The following is a 14696-nucleotide window of genomic DNA, read 5'->3' as shown; positions in this document are numbered from 1 at the left end:
GATCACGGCCGCGTACGCAGCAGCGAGCGCCCCGCCGCCGGTCAACGCGGCAGGCCTGCGCGACTCACCGCCCCACCCCCAGCCCTGCCCGGATCAGCGAGTCCAGCCGCCGCCAGGCCGGGGAGGCCGCGTTGACCCTGTCCTGGACGAGGGCGGGGATCCCGGAAGCCGCGTCCCCTTGGGGCGGCGGGCCCGAGCCGTAGCGGCGCCGGGTCTCCTCGACGATCCGCCGGGCGAGGTCCTCGACGCGCGGATCCTCCGGGTCGAGGCCGTACGCCTGGTCGTAGCGCAGGAAGAGCCCCCGCAGCGCGGGATCGGACAGCATCTCGCCCTGGTCCCGGAAGAGTTCGGCCGCCCCGTCCGGGTGGGTGGCGAAGACCAGGATCCACAGGTCCCGCTGGAGCTCGACCCACCGGGCGGTGAAACCCCACCGCTCCAGGGCCTCCAGACGCCCGTGGACCCCGGCGGGCAGCAGCGCAGGCTCCCCGGAGGCGAGCGCGCGCAGCCGTGCCTGCGTGGCCTGCAGTCCGCGGATCCGCTCGATCAGCCGTCCGTCGATGTCGTCCAGGGCCCTGCGGAACTCCTCCTCGCCGGCTGCCCTCAGTTCCCGGATGCGGGCCAGGGGGACGCCGGCTTCGGCGAGCGTACGGATCCCGATGAGGGCGACGACGTCGTCCGCGCCGTAGCGCCGGTAGCCGGACGCATCGCGGCCGGGCTCGGGGAGCAGCCCCTTGGCGTGGTAGACGCGGACGGTCTTGACCGACACCCCCACGTAGCCGGCGAGCTGTCCGATGGTGATCACCCGGCCATCGTGGCACTTGACCCTGCCCCTGGGGCAGGGCCGCACCATGGCGCCATGGTGAACACGCACTTCGACCGCGAGACCCTGCGCGAACTGGCGGACGCCGGGAACGAGACCGCCCTCGACCGGCTGGCCGACCTCGCCGACGCCGCCGGGAACACCGAGGAGCTGAGCGACCTCCTCGACGAGGGCTCCACGCGCGCGGGCCTCCTGCTGACCCGCCGCGCCTGCGCCGCGGGCGACCTGCGCGAGCTGCAGCGCATCGCCGACGCGGGGTACGAGGAGGCCGAGCGCGAACTCGACCGGCTGCTCGACGGGTGACCACGCGCAAGGAGGGGGCCCAGGGACGCCCGGCCTTGTCGGCGCCCACGTCCAACGTGCCCGCAGGACCGGAGCGGACCATGGTCGAGGGCTGGGACTTGCTGCCGGAGAACGCGACCGCCGTGATCCACGGCGCCTCGGCAACGGATGTCAGCCCATGGCGCGTCCGAAGGAGGCCATCTCGCTCCGGAGGGCATTTTCGTGCTCGGCCCTCAGCGTGAGCGACGACCCTGCCATGTCCAGAAGAACGAGCGACGTGACCAGCAGGCCGCGTGAGAGTCCGTGCAGTACCCGGTGCTCGGTCGACGAGTACGACGCGTACAAGCCTTCGACGAACACACGAAAGGTCGGCAGAACCACGTCACAGCCGCCCAGCCGGGCGTTCTCGATCAAGCCGCTCGGCACGTCCAGGTACTCGGCCGCACCTTGGGCAAGGGAGAAGTAGAGCCGACCGCTGGCGTAGCCCGCGTCCCAGAGCGTCTCGCCGTCCAGTGCATAGGGGTAGCTCAAGCTGCCGACTCCGCCTTCTCGCAAGGGTTTCCCACCGGCCGGACAGTCTACGGAACTGCCGACGTCGATGTCAGTCACAAATGCCGGGCCGCCGACCGGTCCAGGCCCAAGGAGGCACGACGCCGTCCAGGCGCGGGACGCCCGCCGCCCCACCCGCCCGCTCGACCTCGACGGTCCAGCCGAGTGAGCACTCGTACCCCAGGCCGAGCCGAGGCCAGAACCACTCGCTGAACGGCCCCACGGGATCGAAGTCCGTTCCTGCCGGGTCCCCGTGGATCGCGCAGGCAACCCCGTACCCGTACAGGACCGGGCCGAGGCGGAAGAGGGAGCGGCCCCGCACGTGCATGTCCGGCCACCAGCGCACGTCGGCGAGGAAGTCGTCACACCATGGCGGTCTTGGTCGCCCAGCCACGTGCACCCATCTTGCCGTCAGAGTCTGCCGTCAGACGGGCGATCCACGGTCGGGCTTGCGGGGCCAACCCAAGACCAGGATCCGGGACTGCCAACACCAGTCGTGCTTCGTGAGGTCTGCTGATCTCGGCTGGTCGGAGGCATGGCGGAGGGATGTGGCCGGCGCAAGTCGATCCAGCTGGTGGCCGAGCGGTTGCCGGACGGGAACATGCGCGCGGCGCCGCTACGGCTGACGTCCACCGGTACGGCCGACGCCGGCGAACGTCCGTGAAGAATGGTGAGCGGGCGGGGCAACCCTGCTCCCGCCTCATGAGTCACACAGGCGTCACCGTCTCACTGCTTTCCCTTGGTCCAGAAGGGGCCCACTCTCTGTGATGACTCGTACCCGGCTGTCCACGCTGGCTGCGACGGCGGCGCTCGCCGCCACCGGCGGCCTGATCACCGCCGCCCCCGCCTCCGCGGCGGTCACCTGCACCTCTCCCGTCTGGAGGGCGCAGTACTTCGGCAACTCCACCTTCAGCGGCACGCCGAAGCTGACCGCCTGCGACTCCGCCATCAGCGAGAACTACGGGTACGGCGACCCGGCCGGCGTCACGCTGCCCAAGGACAATTTCTCCGTCCGCTGGTCCCTCACCCGGGACTTCGGCTCGGGCGGTCCCTTCCGACTCTCCGCCGCCACGCAGGACGGTATGCGCATCTACGTCGACGGTGCGCGGAAGATCGACCTGTGGAAGAACGTCTCCACCACCGCCCGCAAGACCGTCAACCTGAGCATCCCGGCCGGCAAGCACACGCTCCGCGTGGACTACGTCGCATGGACCGGCGTCGCCAACGCCGCCTTCACGTACGCCCCGCGTACCGAGGCCGCCGTTGACACGGTCAAGCCGCTCGCCCCGACCGGCCTCACCGCCGCGTACAACCGCGACACAGCCAAGACGACCCTACGCTGGGCCGCGAACAAGGAGATGGACCTCGCCGGTTACCGCGTGTACCGCCGGCTGAGCGCCACGAGCTGGGCGAAGGTCAGCGGCTCGTCACTGCTCACCTCCCGGTCCTTCGTCGACGCGACGTCCGCGACCGGCCAGACGTTCCTGTACGAGGTTCGCGCTGTCGACAAGGCGGGCCGCGAGTCCGCCGGCAGCCCGGACGTGACGGCGACGACCGTGGACCGCACGGGCCCGGTGCCCCCGACCGGTCTCACGGTCGTCAGCGACGCGTGGTGGGCCGCCCTGAACTGGCAGGCCGTCGCCGACGCGGCGAAGTACGAGGTGTACGCCTCGTCCGCGGCCATCGGCCCGTTCGAGCTGCTGGGCACGACGACCACGGCGTCGTACCGGACCGACGCGCCCCCGAACGCCCCGCGCTACTACCGCGTCCGCGGCGTCGACGCGCTCGGCAACCCTGGGGCGTACGCGACGGTCACCGGCGACGGCGTCGACCGTACGCCGCCGGAGTCCCCGACCGGCCTGAACTCCTACGCCGTTCCCGCCTCCACGTCGGTGAACTGGATGGCGCCCGGCGGCCGCTGGGTCGAGGATTGGGACAACGGCGGGCACTACCGCGTGTACCGCTCGCCCGGCAAGACCTTCGACCCGGCCGCGCGCACGGAGGTGGCCTGCGCCGAAGAGGGAAGCGACGAGGCGGGCAACGGGGGCCGGTGCGTCGACCTGGACATGCCCGTGAACACGTACGTGACGTACGCCGTCACGGCGGTGGACCCGGACGGCAACGAGTCGGCGTACTCCGCGCCGCTCGTCGTCCGCACCGGCGACACCGTGGCGCCCGGCCGGGTCACCGGCGTGAAGGTCACCCCGCGCGCCGACGGCATGCTGGTGAGCTGGGCCGCCTCGCCTGAGGACGACATCGACGAGTACGTGGTGTGGAAGGGCGTCCGGCAGGCCGACGGCACGGTCAAGTGGCTCGGCCCCGACACCTGCGCGGAGGGTACGAGCAATCCGCTCGCGATCCTCTGCGGCGACCTGCCGGCCGGCGAGACGCACGTGTACGCGGTGATGGCCATGGACCGCTGGGGCAACACGCTGCACCCGAGCGACCCGAAGGTCACCATGGTCGAGGCCACCGAGCTCGACGTCCGGCCGTCCGTGACCGTCACCCGGGACTGGAACCTCGGCAGGTTGAGCCACAACGCGACGGCCACCCGTCCGTCCGTCGATTGGCAGTGCACCGACACGGCCCGCTGCGCCACGGTCACCGGCTACCGCGTGAGCCGGTGGAACCCGGCGACCAAGGCGTACGAGCCCCAACACGGCGGACTACTCCCGGCGGACGCCCGGACGTGGGCGGACACCACGGCGACGAAGGGGAACACGTACTTCTACACGCTGGAGGCCGTGACGGCCGACGGCACCGTGGCGGGCACGTACCCCTGGTACACCGTCTTCCAGGATCGCGTCTAGCTTGGATGGGTTCTGGTTCTGCTTCTGTTCGGGGTGAGAGGGCGGCCGCAGGTGGTGCACATGCCGGTCCAGCACCTCAGCAAGTCCTGGACCATGACACGCGGCGCGGCTGTGCGTACCTGCTCTTCGCGGCCGGCCTCGCACCGCGCACCGTCATGGAGATCCTGGGCCACTCGCAGATCGCGGTCACGATGAACGTCTACACGCACGTCAGTGACGACAGCCGCCGGGAGGCGATGAGTCACATGGACCGGCTGCTCAAGCGGCGCCGTTAGAGGTGACTGCCGTCACAATCTGCCGTCAACGCCTCCCGTGACATCCGTCACGGGAGGCGTTGGTGCAGGTCATGGAAAGAGCCGCCTGTCGGGTTCGAACCGACGACCTTCGCTTTACAAGAGCGGTGCTCTACCAGCTGAGCTAAGGCGGCACGGCACCGTCCCCGCTCCGGGTGCCCGGGTGACGGGTGGGGCCATGAGAAGTGTACCCAGGCGGGGAGGGGGGAGGGTCGGGGAATTGGGCGCCGGGAGGGTACTGACAAAGCGGGGCTGGGCGGGTAGCGTCACGGAAGGTCCACACCCTGTGGACTAGACCTCATTCCTTTACTCGGATCGTCCGGCACGTTCCTGCCGGTGAAGGGACCACTGCACCATGGCTACTGTCACTTTCGACAAGGCGACCCGGATCTACCCCGGGTCCGAGCGCCCCGCCGTCGACCAGCTCCAGATCGACATCGAGGACGGCGAGTTCCTCGTCCTCGTCGGCCCCTCCGGCTGCGGCAAGTCGACCTCGCTCCGCATGCTGGCCGGCCTGGAGGACGTCAACGGCGGCGCCATCCGGATCGGTGACCGGGACGTCACCCACCTGCCGCCCAAGGACCGGGACATCGCCATGGTGTTCCAGAACTACGCGCTCTACCCGCACATGACCGTCGCGGACAACATGGGCTTCGCCCTGAAGATCGCGGGCGTCAACAAGGCGGACATCCGCACCCGGGTCGAGGAAGCCGCCAAGATCCTGGACCTGACCGAGTACCTGGGCCGCAAGCCCAAGGCGCTCTCCGGTGGTCAGCGCCAGCGTGTGGCGATGGGCCGCGCGATCGTCCGTGAGCCGCAGGTCTTCCTCATGGACGAGCCGCTGTCCAACCTGGACGCCAAGCTCCGTGTCCAGACCCGTACGCAGATCGCCTCCCTGCAGCGCCGCCTCGGCACCACCACGGTCTACGTCACCCACGACCAGACCGAGGCCATGACCATGGGCGACCGCGTGGCGGTCCTCAAGGACGGTCTGCTGCAGCAGGTCGACACCCCGCGCCACATGTACGACCGGCCGGCCAACCTCTTCGTCGCGGGCTTCATCGGCTCCCCGGCGATGAACCTGGTCGAGGTGCCGATCGCCGACGGCGGCGTGAAGTTCGGCAACTCGGTGGTCCCGGTCGAGCGCGACGCGGTGCAGGCCGCAGCCGACAAGGGCGACCGCACGGTCACCGTCGGCGTCCGCCCGGAGCACTTCGACATCGTGGACGGCGACGCGGGCCTGTCGAAGGACGAGCCGGCCGGTCTGGCCGTGACGGTGAACGTCGTCGAGGAGCTGGGCGCGGACGGTTTCGTCTACGGCTCGGCCGAGGTCGGCGGCGAGCACAAGGACCTGGTCATCCGCGTCGGCGGCCGCCAGGTGCCGGAGAAGGGCTCCGTGCTGCGCGTCGTGCCGCGCGCCGGCGAGAGCCACGTCTTCTCCACCTCCACCGGTGAGCGCCTGAGCGACTGAGCGGCCGGACGGTGACCGCAGGGTCGCCCCACCGCTGAGGACCCGTGTGGCCCGGCCCCCGCGCAAGGGGGGCCGGGCCATGGTCGTTCCCGGGGCCGGGCCCCGGTGTTCGCGGAACCGGGCCCCGGTGTTCGCGCCGGATCACGGCCGTTCCGGGGCCGGATCACCCCTCATTTCCGGTCATACAATGGCGTTTCGACCATGTTCGTCAATGCTCCCGTAGTCGATCAAGGGGCATTCATCACTCATCAGAGTGGCTAAATGTCGCCAAATCATCACTCCTCGCTACCATCACTGCCGTGAACCAGGTAGCCCGCCGCATCGGCAAGTCACTCGCCCTCGTCCTCCCGGTCGTCCTCGTGCTCTCCGGCACCCTCGCCGTCACCCGCGTCCCGTGGGCGACTTCGGCGTCCGAGGCCCAAGTCCTCACCGCCTCGCACCAGAAGGAGGCGGCGTCCCAGCGGTCGGCCCCGCAGGAGGTGCTCCGCCGCAAGCTGCTGGGCGAGCTGCAGGAGAAGAACCCCGGCATCGCCCTGACGCACCTGCAGCGCGAGATGAACGAGCGGCCTTCGCTGGCGCAGTACTGCGGCTCGATCGCCCGGTCCCTGGGCCGTGCCGCGGTCGCCAAGTACGGCTCGGTGCACCGCGCCCAGGCCTGGTCGCGGCCGGTCTGCGACACCGCCTTCGCGACGGGCGTGGCCTCGCTCGGATGACCCGACGCGCGGGTCACGTAGGGTGCGCCCATGACCGGCACGCCCGCGACCTCCCAGACGGTGACCCAGGCTGTCCTCCTCGCCGGAGGACAGGGCTCCCGTCTGAGGCCCTACACCGACACCCGCCCCAAGCCGATGATCGAGATCCCCGGAACCGGGATCCCGATCATCGGCCATCAACTCGCCTGGCTGGCCGCCGAGGGCGTCACCGACGCCGTTGTCTCGTGCGGCCATCTCGCTGAGGTCCTCCAGGAGTGGCTCGCGGGCGCGGCGGCCGACCTGCCGCTGCGGGTGACCACGGTCGTCGAACGCGAACCGCTCGGCCGCGGCGGTGGCCTGAGGTACGCCGCCGCCTCCCTGCCCCGGCCGCAGGAAGCCTGGTACGCCACCAACGGCGACATCTGGACGCGGTTCTCGCTGCGGGAGATGGCCGCCTTCCACGTCGAGCGGGGCGCGGTCGCCACGCTGGCGCTGGCCCGCCCGCGCATCCCGTGGGGCGCCGTGGAGACCGACGAGTTCGGCCACGTCCTGGACTTCATCGAGTCGCCGCCCTCGCCGTTCCTCATCAACGCGGGCGTATACGTCTTCTCCCCCGAGTTCACCGGGCTGCTCCCGGAACGCGGTGACCACGAGCGCACGACCTTCCCCCAACTCGCCCGCGAACGGCGGCTCGCGGGCTTCCCGCTGCCCCAGGGCGCGTACTGGCGGGCCATCGACACCGCCAAGGACCTGGCCGAGGCCGCGAAGGAACTCGCCTCCCGGACCTGAGCGCGACGGGCCGGGTCGCGGCCGGCACGACGGACGCAGCACCGCACAACGGACGCAGCACCGCGCAACGGGCCGGGACGGCCCAGGACGGCCCGCACCGGGCACGAAGAGGCGGCCGGAGGAAGGAACCTCCGGCCGCCTCTTCCCGTGTCCCGTACGGGCGTTACGCGACCTTCCCCGAGCCGTGCCGCGCCGGGGCGCCGAGCAGCCAGCCGGAGGTCTCCCCGCTGCCCAGCAGGCCGCCGAGCGCGCCGCCGCTGTCGGAGGAGCCGCCGCCGTTGCCGCCGGCCCCGCTGCCGCCGCCCGGGGTGGGCGGGTTGTTGGGCACCGTGGGGCGGGACGGGACGGACGGCACGGTCTGCGCGGGACCGCCGCCGGTGCCGCCGCCGCTGCCGGTGTTGGCCGAGGACGACCCCGGACGCGACTGCCGGGTGTTCGGCACCGAGGACGCCGCACCCGGGGCGGACGGCGAGGAGGACGGCGAGGACGAGGGACCGCCGGAGCGGCCCGCCGAGGGGGTCGCGGAAGGCCGGGAGGACTTCTCGCCGGGCACCTCGGGCAGCGGTGAGCCCTCGAGGTCGTTGGTCGGCAGGTCGGTCGGGGCGGGGAGCTGCGACCGCGGGCTGGTGGACCGTACGGCGGTGCCGAGGGTGGCCCCGACCACGAGCGAGATGCCGACCAGCACCGTGGCCAGCACCGCGCCGCGGCGCAGCACCCGGCGCCGCAGCTCCCCGAGCGGGGCGCGCGGGCCGAGCTTGCGCCAGGCCTCGCTCGCCAGGCGCCCGTCGGCGGAGTAGACCGGCGCCCCCGCGATGACCAGCGGGCTCCAGGCGGCGAGCAGGATGATGTCGGGCGTGTCGTAGGCCGGGACGGTCCGCCAGCTCACCGTCACCAGCAGCGCCACCGACAGCAGGGCGCCGACCGACGCGGCGAACCGCTGCCAGAGCCCGAAGACCGTCAGCACACCGGCGATGACCTGCAGGAAGGCCACCGTCAGCCCGGCGCCGATGGGGTGCGCGAGGGCGAGGTCGCGCAGCGGCTCGGCCATTCCCCAGGGATGGAGCGAGGCGAGCCAGGTCACCATCGAGCCGCGCTTGCCGCCGTCGAAGTAGACGGGGTCGCAGAGCTTGCCCATGCCGGCGTAGATGGAGATGAAGCCGAGGAAGATGCGCAGCGGCAGCAGGACGATGCCGAGGTTCATCCGGCGGCCCGGGTAGTAGGCGTGCCGGATGGGATCGGCACGGTCCCGGTTGCGGCCGAGGCCGTGCTCCTCGCCCGGCTCCTCGTACGGGTCGAAGTCGGGGTCCTCGTCGGCGGGACCGGCGGGGGGTGCGGTGTACGCGAACTCGCTGGTGTCCTCGGAGTCGAGGTAGTCGTCGTAGGCACCGCGCGCCGGGCGGATGCCGCCGAGCATCTCGCCGGGCGCCGGCGGCCGGCGCGGCGGGCCGACGACGGGCTGCGGCGGCTCCTCGATCCGCGGCAGCACCTGCGTCGCGGCGCCGAGGTCGAGGCCGTCCTGCTGGCCGTGGCGCACCGCGGCGAGCAGTTGGGTGGCGGCGGCGTCGCCGGGTTCGCTGCGCCCGGACCACACCAGGGGCGCGCCGCGCCGCTGCGCGGCGGCGGAGGGGCGGACGGAGGTGGGGATGACGGGGACGCGCTGGGTCCTCGTCAGGGCACGGCCCGAGGTCGCGCCGAGCTGCACGCGGAAGCTCGCGTGATTGACGATGACCTGGGCGGGGTCGGAGGAGACCTTGAGCATGTTGAGCACAGGCTCGTCGGTGATCGACGACGACCGTCCCCCCGGAGGAGTGCGGGGTGTTCTGGTGTCCACACTCATCTAACCGAGTGACACCCGATAAGGACACTGTGTGACGGGCCCCGTTGTGTCCGAGGCCCGTCAATCAGGGGTTGTCGCCGGGGCGCGCCCGGGGGCGCGTGCGGGTTCAGGCCCGGCGACGGGACGCCTCGTAGAGCACGATGCCCGCGGCGACGCCCGCGTTCAGCGACTCCGCGCCGCCCGGCATCGGGATGCGGACCCGCAGGTCACAGGTCTCGCCGACGAGCCGCGACAGGCCCTTGCCCTCCGAGCCGGCGACGACGACGACCGGTCCGGCCAGCGCTTCCAGCTCGTGCAGGTCGACCTCACCGTCGGCGGCGAGGCCGACGACCGTGAGGCCCGCCTTCTGGTAGGCCTCCAGCGTCCGGGTGAGGTTGGTGGCCCGGGCGACCTGGACGTGCGCGGCGGTGCCGGCCGAGGTCTTCCAGGCGCCCGCGGTCATCCCGGCGGCGCGGCGTTCGGGCACGACGACCCCGTGACCGCCGAAGGCGGCGACGGAGCGGACGACGGCACCGAGGTTGCGCGGGTCGGTGACCCCGTCCAGCGCGACGATCAGCGGGTCCTCGCCCGCGTCGAGGGCCCCGGCGGCGAGGTCCTCGGGGTGGGCGTACTCGTAGGGCGGGATCTGCAGCACCAGGCCCTGGTGGTTCAGCCCGTTGGTGATGCGGTCCAGCTCGGGGCGCGGGGCCTCCATCAGCGGGATGCCCCGGTCGGTGGCGAGCTTGATCGCCTCGCGCACGCGCTCGTCGTTGTCGATGAACTGCTGGACGTAGACCGCCGAGGCCGGGATGTCGGCGCGCAGCGCCTCCACCACCGGGTTGCGCCCGGCCACCAGCTCCGAGGTCGACTTGGAGCCCCGGCCGGAGGGGCGGCGCGACTGGGTGGACGCGGCGCGCTTCACCTTGGCGTTGGCGGCCCGCTGCTTGGCGTGCCCCTTGCGTGCCTCCGCGGGCGGGGTGGGGCCCTTGCCCTCCAGGCCCCTGCGCCGCTGCCCGCCGCTACCGACCGTGGCGCCCTTCTTGTTGGACGTGCGGCGGTTCCTGCGCTGGCTGTTGCCGGCCATGGGTCACCTGTTTCCTGCTGCTGTTGCTGCTACTGCGTGAACGTACGTACGTGTCAATGATGACGCGGGCGCCCGGCTACCGGGAGCCGAGCGTCCAGCGCGGACCGGAGGGGGTGTCCTCGATCTCCAGGCCGGACTGCTGGAGGCGGTCGCGGATGGCGTCGGCGGTCGCGTAGTCCTTGCGGCCGCGGGCCGACTCCCGCTGCTCCAGCACCAGCCGGACGAGGGAGTCGACGACCCCGTGCAGGTCCTCGCCGCGGCCGTCGCCGGTCCAGTGCGGGTCCAGCGGGTCCAGGCCCAGGACGCCGAGCATGGCGCGCACCTCGGCGAGGCGGGCGACGGCGCTCTCCTTGTCGTCCGCGGTGAGCGCCGAGTTGCCCTGCCGGACGGTGGTGTGGACGATCGCCAGCGCCTGCGGGACGCCCATGTCGTCGTCCATCGCCTCGGCGAAGGCCGGCGGCACCTCGGCGGCCGGCTCGACCGGGCCCGCCATCTCGACGACCCGCTGCACGAAGCCCTCGATCCGCGCGAAGGCCGACTCGGCCTCGCGCAGCGCCTCCTCGCTGTACTCGATCATCGAGCGGTAGTGCGGGGTTCCGAGGTAGTAGCGCAGCACGATGGGCCGCCAGCGCTTGGTCATCTCGCTGACGAGGACCGAGTTGCCGAGCGACTTGCTCATCTTCTCGCCGCTCATCGTGACCCAGGCGTTGTGCACCCAGTACCGCGCGAAGTCGTCGCCGAAGGCCTTGGCCTGGGCGATCTCGTTCTCGTGGTGCGGGAAGATCAGGTCGATGCCGCCGCCGTGGATGTCGAAGGCGGTGCCCAGGTACTTGTGGGCCATCGCCGAGCACTCCAGGTGCCAGCCGGGACGGCCGCGGCCCCAGGGGGTCTCCCAGGACGGCTCGCCCGGCTTGACGGCCTTCCACATCGCGAAGTCGCGGGAGTCCCGCTTGCCGGTCTCACCCTCGCTCTCCGGCTGGCGCAGGTTGTCGAGCTCCTGGTTGGACAGCTCCAGGTAGTCCGGGAAGGAGCGGACGTCGAAGTAGACGTTGCCCTCGGACTCGTAGGCGTACCCGCGCTCGATGAGGCCGCGCATCATCTCGATCATCTCGGGCACGTGGCCGGTGGCGCGCGGCTCGTACGTGGGCGGCAGGCAGCCGAGGGCGTCGTAACCCTCGTTGAAGGCGCGCTCGTTCTCGTAGCCGATCGCCCACCAGGGGCGGCCCTGCTCGCCGGACTTGGCGATGATCTTGTCGTCGATGTCGGTGACGTTGCGGACGAACGTCACGTCGTAGCCGCGGTAGGCGAACCAGCGGCGCATGATGTCGAAGTTCAGCCCGGACCGGATGTGCCCGATGTGCGGGGCTGCCTGCACGGTCGCGCCGCACAGGTAGATCGAGACGCAGCCCGGCCGGAGCGGGGTGAAGTCACGGACCTGGTGTGCGTCGGTGTCGTACAGGCGAATGGTCACGCATCAAGGGTAGTGGCCCCGGGTGCGTGCGCCGTCCGCTCCGCGCGAGCTTCACGGTGTTGTGACGCTCACGGGGGCCGTGGCACCGCCCGCCCGGCGGGCGGCCGCTTCACCCGTACGGCGGACGGCACGGCCCGGGAGGGCGGTGGCAACTCGCCACCGCCGCCCCTCACTTCGCCCTGCGGACCACCAGTGCGGTGGCCACCGCCGCGAGTCCGTCGCCGCGCCCGGTGAAGCCGAGGCCGTCGGTCGTGGCACCGGAGACCGAGACCGGGGCGCCCACCGCGTCGGTGAGGACCTTCTGCGCCTCGTCGCGGCGCTTGCCGATCTTGGGGCGCGGGCCGATGACCTGGACGGCCACGTTGCCGATGTCGTAGCCCGCCTCGCGGACGATCCGGGCCGCCTCCGTGAGCAAGGTCACACCGGAGGCGCCGGACCACTCCGGGCGGCCGGTGCCGAAGTGCGCGCCCAGGTCGCCCATGCCGGCCGCGGAGAACAGCGCGTTGCAGGCGGCGTGCGCGACGACGTCGGCGTCCGAGTGCCCGGCCAGGCCGTCCCCCTCGCCCTCCCAGAGCAGGCCCGCGACCCACAGTTCGCGACCCGCCTCGAAGGCGTGGATGTCGGTGCCGATGCCCACCTGGGGCAGCACGGGGACGTACGGCGCCGGGGCGGCGGTCGGCTCAGTAGTCATCGGTGGCCCTCCTGCGGGCGAGCACGGCCTCGGCGAGGACCAGGTCCAGCGGGCGGGTGACCTTGAAGGCCTCCTCGTGCCCCGGCACGACCCGCACCGGGACGCCGAGCCGCTCGACCATGCTCGCGTCGTCCGTGACCGCGCCGGTGACCGTGGTGTGCGCCTTGAGCAGCGTCGCCCGGTCGAAGCCCTGGGGGGTCTGGACGGCGCGCAGCAGCGAGCGGTCCGGGGTGCCGACGACGGCGTCGGTGGCCGGGTCGATCTCCTTGACCGTGTCGGCGAGCGGCAGTCCCGGCACGACGGCCGAGGCGCCGTCCCGCACGGCGGCGGCGACGGCGTCGACCATGTCGACCGGCACCAGCGGGCGGGCGGCGTCGTGCACGAGCACCACCTCGACCTCGTCCGGCAGCGCGGCCAGGCCGAGCCGTACCGAGTCCTGCCGGCTCTCGCCGCCGGCGACGATCCTTATGTCCTTCGCCTCGGGCAGGCCGTGGCTGTCGAGCAGCGCCCTGACCTCGGCGACCCCGTCCGGGGGCGCCACGACGACGACCAGTGACACCGCGCGGGCGCGGGTCATGGCACGTACGGCGTGCACGAGGATCGGGACGCCGCCCAGGGTGCGCAGCGCCTTGGGCGCGCCGGGGCCGAGCCGGACTCCACGTCCGGCGGCGGGAATGACTGCCGCGGTAGTCAGGTTTGTGTCCTTGGCCGAAATGGGTATCGCCTCAACGTGCCGGGCGCGAAGCCCCTGTCGGACCCTTCCGTGACACCGACAGGGCCAGCTGCCCGGGCCCGGCACCCAGTATGCAGGGGGAAGCGACGCGCGAACGAAGACGAGGGGGATCCTCGGCGTCGTCGAAGTGCCAGGCCACCGTGAGGGCGCCCCGGCATGCCGCAGTGCCCGGCGTAGGGAACGCACCGGGCACCACGGCGGAAATCCGCGTCAGGACGCGAGGACCTCGTCGAGGAGGGTCTCGGCCTTGTCCTCGTTGGTGTTCTCCGCGAGCGCGAGCTCACTGACCAGGATCTGGCGGGCCTTGGCGAGCATGCGCTTCTCGCCGGCCGACAGCCCGCGCTCCCGCTCACGACGCCACAGGTCACGCACGACTTCCGCGACCTTGATGACGTCGCCGGAGGCGAGCTTCTCCAGATTTGCCTTGTACCGGCGGGACCAGTTGGTGGGCTCCTCGGTGTACGGTGCGCGCAGCACCTCGAAGACCCGGTCCAGCCCTTCCTGACCGACCACGTCGCGCACGCCGACGAACTCCGCGTTGTCCGCGGGCACGCGTACCGTCAAGTCGCCCTGGGCGACCTTGAGCACCAAGTAGGTCTTGTCCACGCCTTTGATCTGGCGAGTTTCGATGGCCTCGATCAGCGCGGCCCCGTGATGGGGATAGACCACGGTGTCGCCAACCTTGAACGTCATGTGACAGGTACCCCTTCCGTGGCTATCCAGGGTAACACGGGAACGGCTGGTTCTGAATGGCGTTTTCGCAGGTCAGGGCATATCTCGGGGCTTGACAAGTGCGGCCGGAACGTGCTGCGAAGGGGGAGCGGAGGGCGGAATTCGCAGGTCGGAGCGGGTGCCGAGGGGCCTTGAAACGCCCCCGTTACACCCCCTGGAGGGCCAGGACAAGAGGAGGAACATCCCGGTTTGTCGCTCTCTTGCGGGGGGTCTCCCGCTACTCCGTTCGGCCGCCGCGGGCTTGATGTGATCCATTTTCGCACCACGCCGGATTTCCGTCCGGCGGATGAACGTTAAATGGATCTTGCCGTTGTGGCGGGAATCGTTCGGCGGATTCCGGTAATGGATTCCGCCGGGTCCGGGCCGGCCCGTCCGGCGGCCCCGCGGAAGGCCCCGGGCGGCCCCTGTGACGCCTCCGGGACACCCGGGCGGGTGAAGCCCCGCCCCGCCGGGGGGTGGGCCG

Annotated in this window: 14 protein-coding genes, 1 tRNA gene and 1 pseudogene; 7 read left to right on the top strand and 9 right to left on the bottom strand. The window is 71.8% G+C overall.

The genetic code is table 11. The features are described 5' to 3' along the window. Positions 1–64: 64 nt before the first annotated feature. A complete protein-coding gene (locus ABZ479_RS25725; protein WP_500463740.1) occupies positions 65–802 on the bottom strand; it encodes a MerR family transcriptional regulator in 738 nt (245 codons plus the stop codon). Between the two features lie 54 nt (positions 803–856). On the opposite strand from ABZ479_RS25725, the gene ABZ479_RS25720 reads away from it, so the two are divergent. Next, a complete protein-coding gene (locus ABZ479_RS25720; protein ID WP_500463739.1) occupies positions 857–1123 on the top strand; it encodes a hypothetical protein in 267 nt (88 codons plus the stop codon). A 150-nt stretch (positions 1124–1273) separates the two neighbouring features. On the opposite strand, the gene ABZ479_RS25715 is transcribed toward ABZ479_RS25720, so the two are convergent. Continuing rightward, positions 1274–1633, bottom strand: coding sequence for a DUF6086 family protein (locus ABZ479_RS25715; protein ID WP_500463738.1), 360 nt, complete (start codon positions 1631–1633; stop codon positions 1274–1276). 553 nt (positions 1634–2186) lie between these two features. Between ABZ479_RS25715 and ABZ479_RS25710 the strand changes: the two genes are divergently transcribed. The 3 genes and pseudogenes from ABZ479_RS25710 to ABZ479_RS25700 form a co-directional block, all read left to right on the top strand. Further along, positions 2187–2315, top strand: a complete 129-nt coding sequence (locus ABZ479_RS25710) for a hypothetical protein (protein WP_500463737.1) — start codon at positions 2187–2189, stop codon at positions 2313–2315. 103 nt (positions 2316–2418) lie between these two features. Next, entirely contained in the window at positions 2419–4461 is a 2043-nt protein-coding gene (locus ABZ479_RS25705) for a fibronectin type III domain-containing protein (RefSeq protein ID WP_500463736.1), read from the top strand. An 89-nt stretch (positions 4462–4550) separates the two neighbouring features. Beyond that, a pseudogene (locus tag ABZ479_RS25700) lies at positions 4551–4736 on the top strand (tyrosine-type recombinase/integrase); the annotation flags it as partial. Between the two features lie 79 nt (positions 4737–4815). On the opposite strand, the gene ABZ479_RS25695 reads toward ABZ479_RS25700, so the two are convergent. Further along, positions 4816–4888: transfer RNA gene (locus ABZ479_RS25695), tRNA-Thr, on the bottom strand. A 221-nt stretch (positions 4889–5109) separates the two neighbouring features. Between ABZ479_RS25695 and ABZ479_RS25690 the strand changes: the two genes are divergently transcribed. From ABZ479_RS25690 to ABZ479_RS25680, 3 genes are all read left to right on the top strand, one after another. Continuing rightward, complete coding sequence (locus ABZ479_RS25690; RefSeq protein ID WP_500463735.1) at positions 5110–6225, top strand: ABC transporter ATP-binding protein; 1116 nt, start codon at positions 5110–5112, stop codon at positions 6223–6225. Between the two features lie 299 nt (positions 6226–6524). Next, entirely contained in the window at positions 6525–6938 is a 414-nt protein-coding gene (locus tag ABZ479_RS25685; protein ID WP_500463734.1) for a hypothetical protein, read from the top strand. 30 nt (positions 6939–6968) lie between these two features. Next, complete coding sequence (locus tag ABZ479_RS25680) at positions 6969–7706, top strand: nucleotidyltransferase family protein (RefSeq protein ID WP_500463733.1); 738 nt, start codon at positions 6969–6971, stop codon at positions 7704–7706. 163 nt (positions 7707–7869) lie between these two features. Here the strand turns inward: ABZ479_RS25680 and ABZ479_RS25675 are convergent, their stop codons facing one another. The 6 genes from ABZ479_RS25675 to ABZ479_RS25650 form a co-directional block, all read right to left on the bottom strand. After that, on the bottom strand, positions 7870–9543 hold the full coding sequence (locus ABZ479_RS25675; protein ID WP_500463732.1) for a DoxX family protein: 1674 nt from the start codon (positions 9541–9543) through the stop codon (positions 7870–7872). A gap of 106 nt (positions 9544–9649) precedes the next feature. Continuing rightward, positions 9650–10606 (bottom strand): 23S rRNA (guanosine(2251)-2'-O)-methyltransferase RlmB, encoded by a 957-nt coding sequence (gene rlmB, locus ABZ479_RS25670; RefSeq protein WP_500463731.1) that lies wholly within the window; start codon positions 10604–10606, stop codon positions 9650–9652. A 76-nt stretch (positions 10607–10682) separates the two neighbouring features. Next, positions 10683–12077 carry a cysteine--tRNA ligase gene (cysS, locus tag ABZ479_RS25665; protein ID WP_499609036.1) on the bottom strand — a complete coding sequence of 465 codons (1395 nt, stop codon included), beginning with the start codon at positions 12075–12077 and terminating at the stop codon, positions 10683–10685. Between the two features lie 169 nt (positions 12078–12246). Beyond that, positions 12247–12768: a 2-C-methyl-D-erythritol 2,4-cyclodiphosphate synthase gene (gene ispF / locus ABZ479_RS25660; RefSeq protein WP_500463730.1), complete on the bottom strand. Its 522-nt coding sequence runs from the start codon at positions 12766–12768 to the stop codon at positions 12247–12249. Beyond that, positions 12758–13483 carry a 2-C-methyl-D-erythritol 4-phosphate cytidylyltransferase gene (ispD, locus tag ABZ479_RS25655; RefSeq protein ID WP_499609103.1) on the bottom strand — a complete coding sequence of 242 codons (726 nt, stop codon included), beginning with the start codon at positions 13481–13483 and terminating at the stop codon, positions 12758–12760. The genes ispF and ispD overlap by 11 nt, the downstream gene beginning before the upstream one ends. A gap of 228 nt (positions 13484–13711) precedes the next feature. Further along, the gene (locus ABZ479_RS25650) at positions 13712–14194 is read right to left on the bottom strand and encodes a CarD family transcriptional regulator (protein ID WP_018559600.1); all 483 of its coding nucleotides are present in this window, start codon (positions 14192–14194) and stop codon (positions 13712–13714) included. Between the last annotated feature and the right edge of the window lie 502 nt (positions 14195–14696).

This window comes from Streptomyces sp. NPDC005722 (assembly GCF_040630935.1).
GTDB lineage: Bacteria > Actinomycetota > Actinomycetes > Streptomycetales > Streptomycetaceae > Actinacidiphila.
Note: the sequence above shows the minus strand (reverse complement) of the source record. Positions and strands in the feature narration are given on the sequence as shown.

Excerpts from the sequence above, each read along its gene's own strand:
- ABZ479_RS25720 (WP_500463739.1), top strand. The coding sequence starts at position 857 with ATGGTGAACACGCACTTCGACCGCGAGACCCTGCGCGAACTGGCGGAC.
- ABZ479_RS25710 (WP_500463737.1), top strand. The coding sequence starts at position 2,187 with ATGGCGGAGGGATGTGGCCGGCGCAAGTCGATCCAGCTGGTGGCCGAG.
- ABZ479_RS25705 (WP_500463736.1), top strand. The coding sequence starts at position 2,419 with ATGACTCGTACCCGGCTGTCCACGCTGGCTGCGACGGCGGCGCTCGCC.
- ABZ479_RS25690 (WP_500463735.1), top strand. The coding sequence starts at position 5,110 with ATGGCTACTGTCACTTTCGACAAGGCGACCCGGATCTACCCCGGGTCC.
- ABZ479_RS25680 (WP_500463733.1), top strand. The coding sequence starts at position 6,969 with ATGACCGGCACGCCCGCGACCTCCCAGACGGTGACCCAGGCTGTCCTC.
- ABZ479_RS25675 (WP_500463732.1), bottom strand. The coding sequence starts at position 9,543 with ATGAGTGTGGACACCAGAACACCCCGCACTCCTCCGGGGGGACGGTCG.
- rlmB (WP_500463731.1), bottom strand. The coding sequence starts at position 10,606 with ATGGCCGGCAACAGCCAGCGCAGGAACCGCCGCACGTCCAACAAGAAG.
- ispF (WP_500463730.1), bottom strand. The coding sequence starts at position 12,768 with ATGACTACTGAGCCGACCGCCGCCCCGGCGCCGTACGTCCCCGTGCTG.
- ABZ479_RS25650 (WP_018559600.1), bottom strand. The coding sequence starts at position 14,194 with ATGACGTTCAAGGTTGGCGACACCGTGGTCTATCCCCATCACGGGGCC.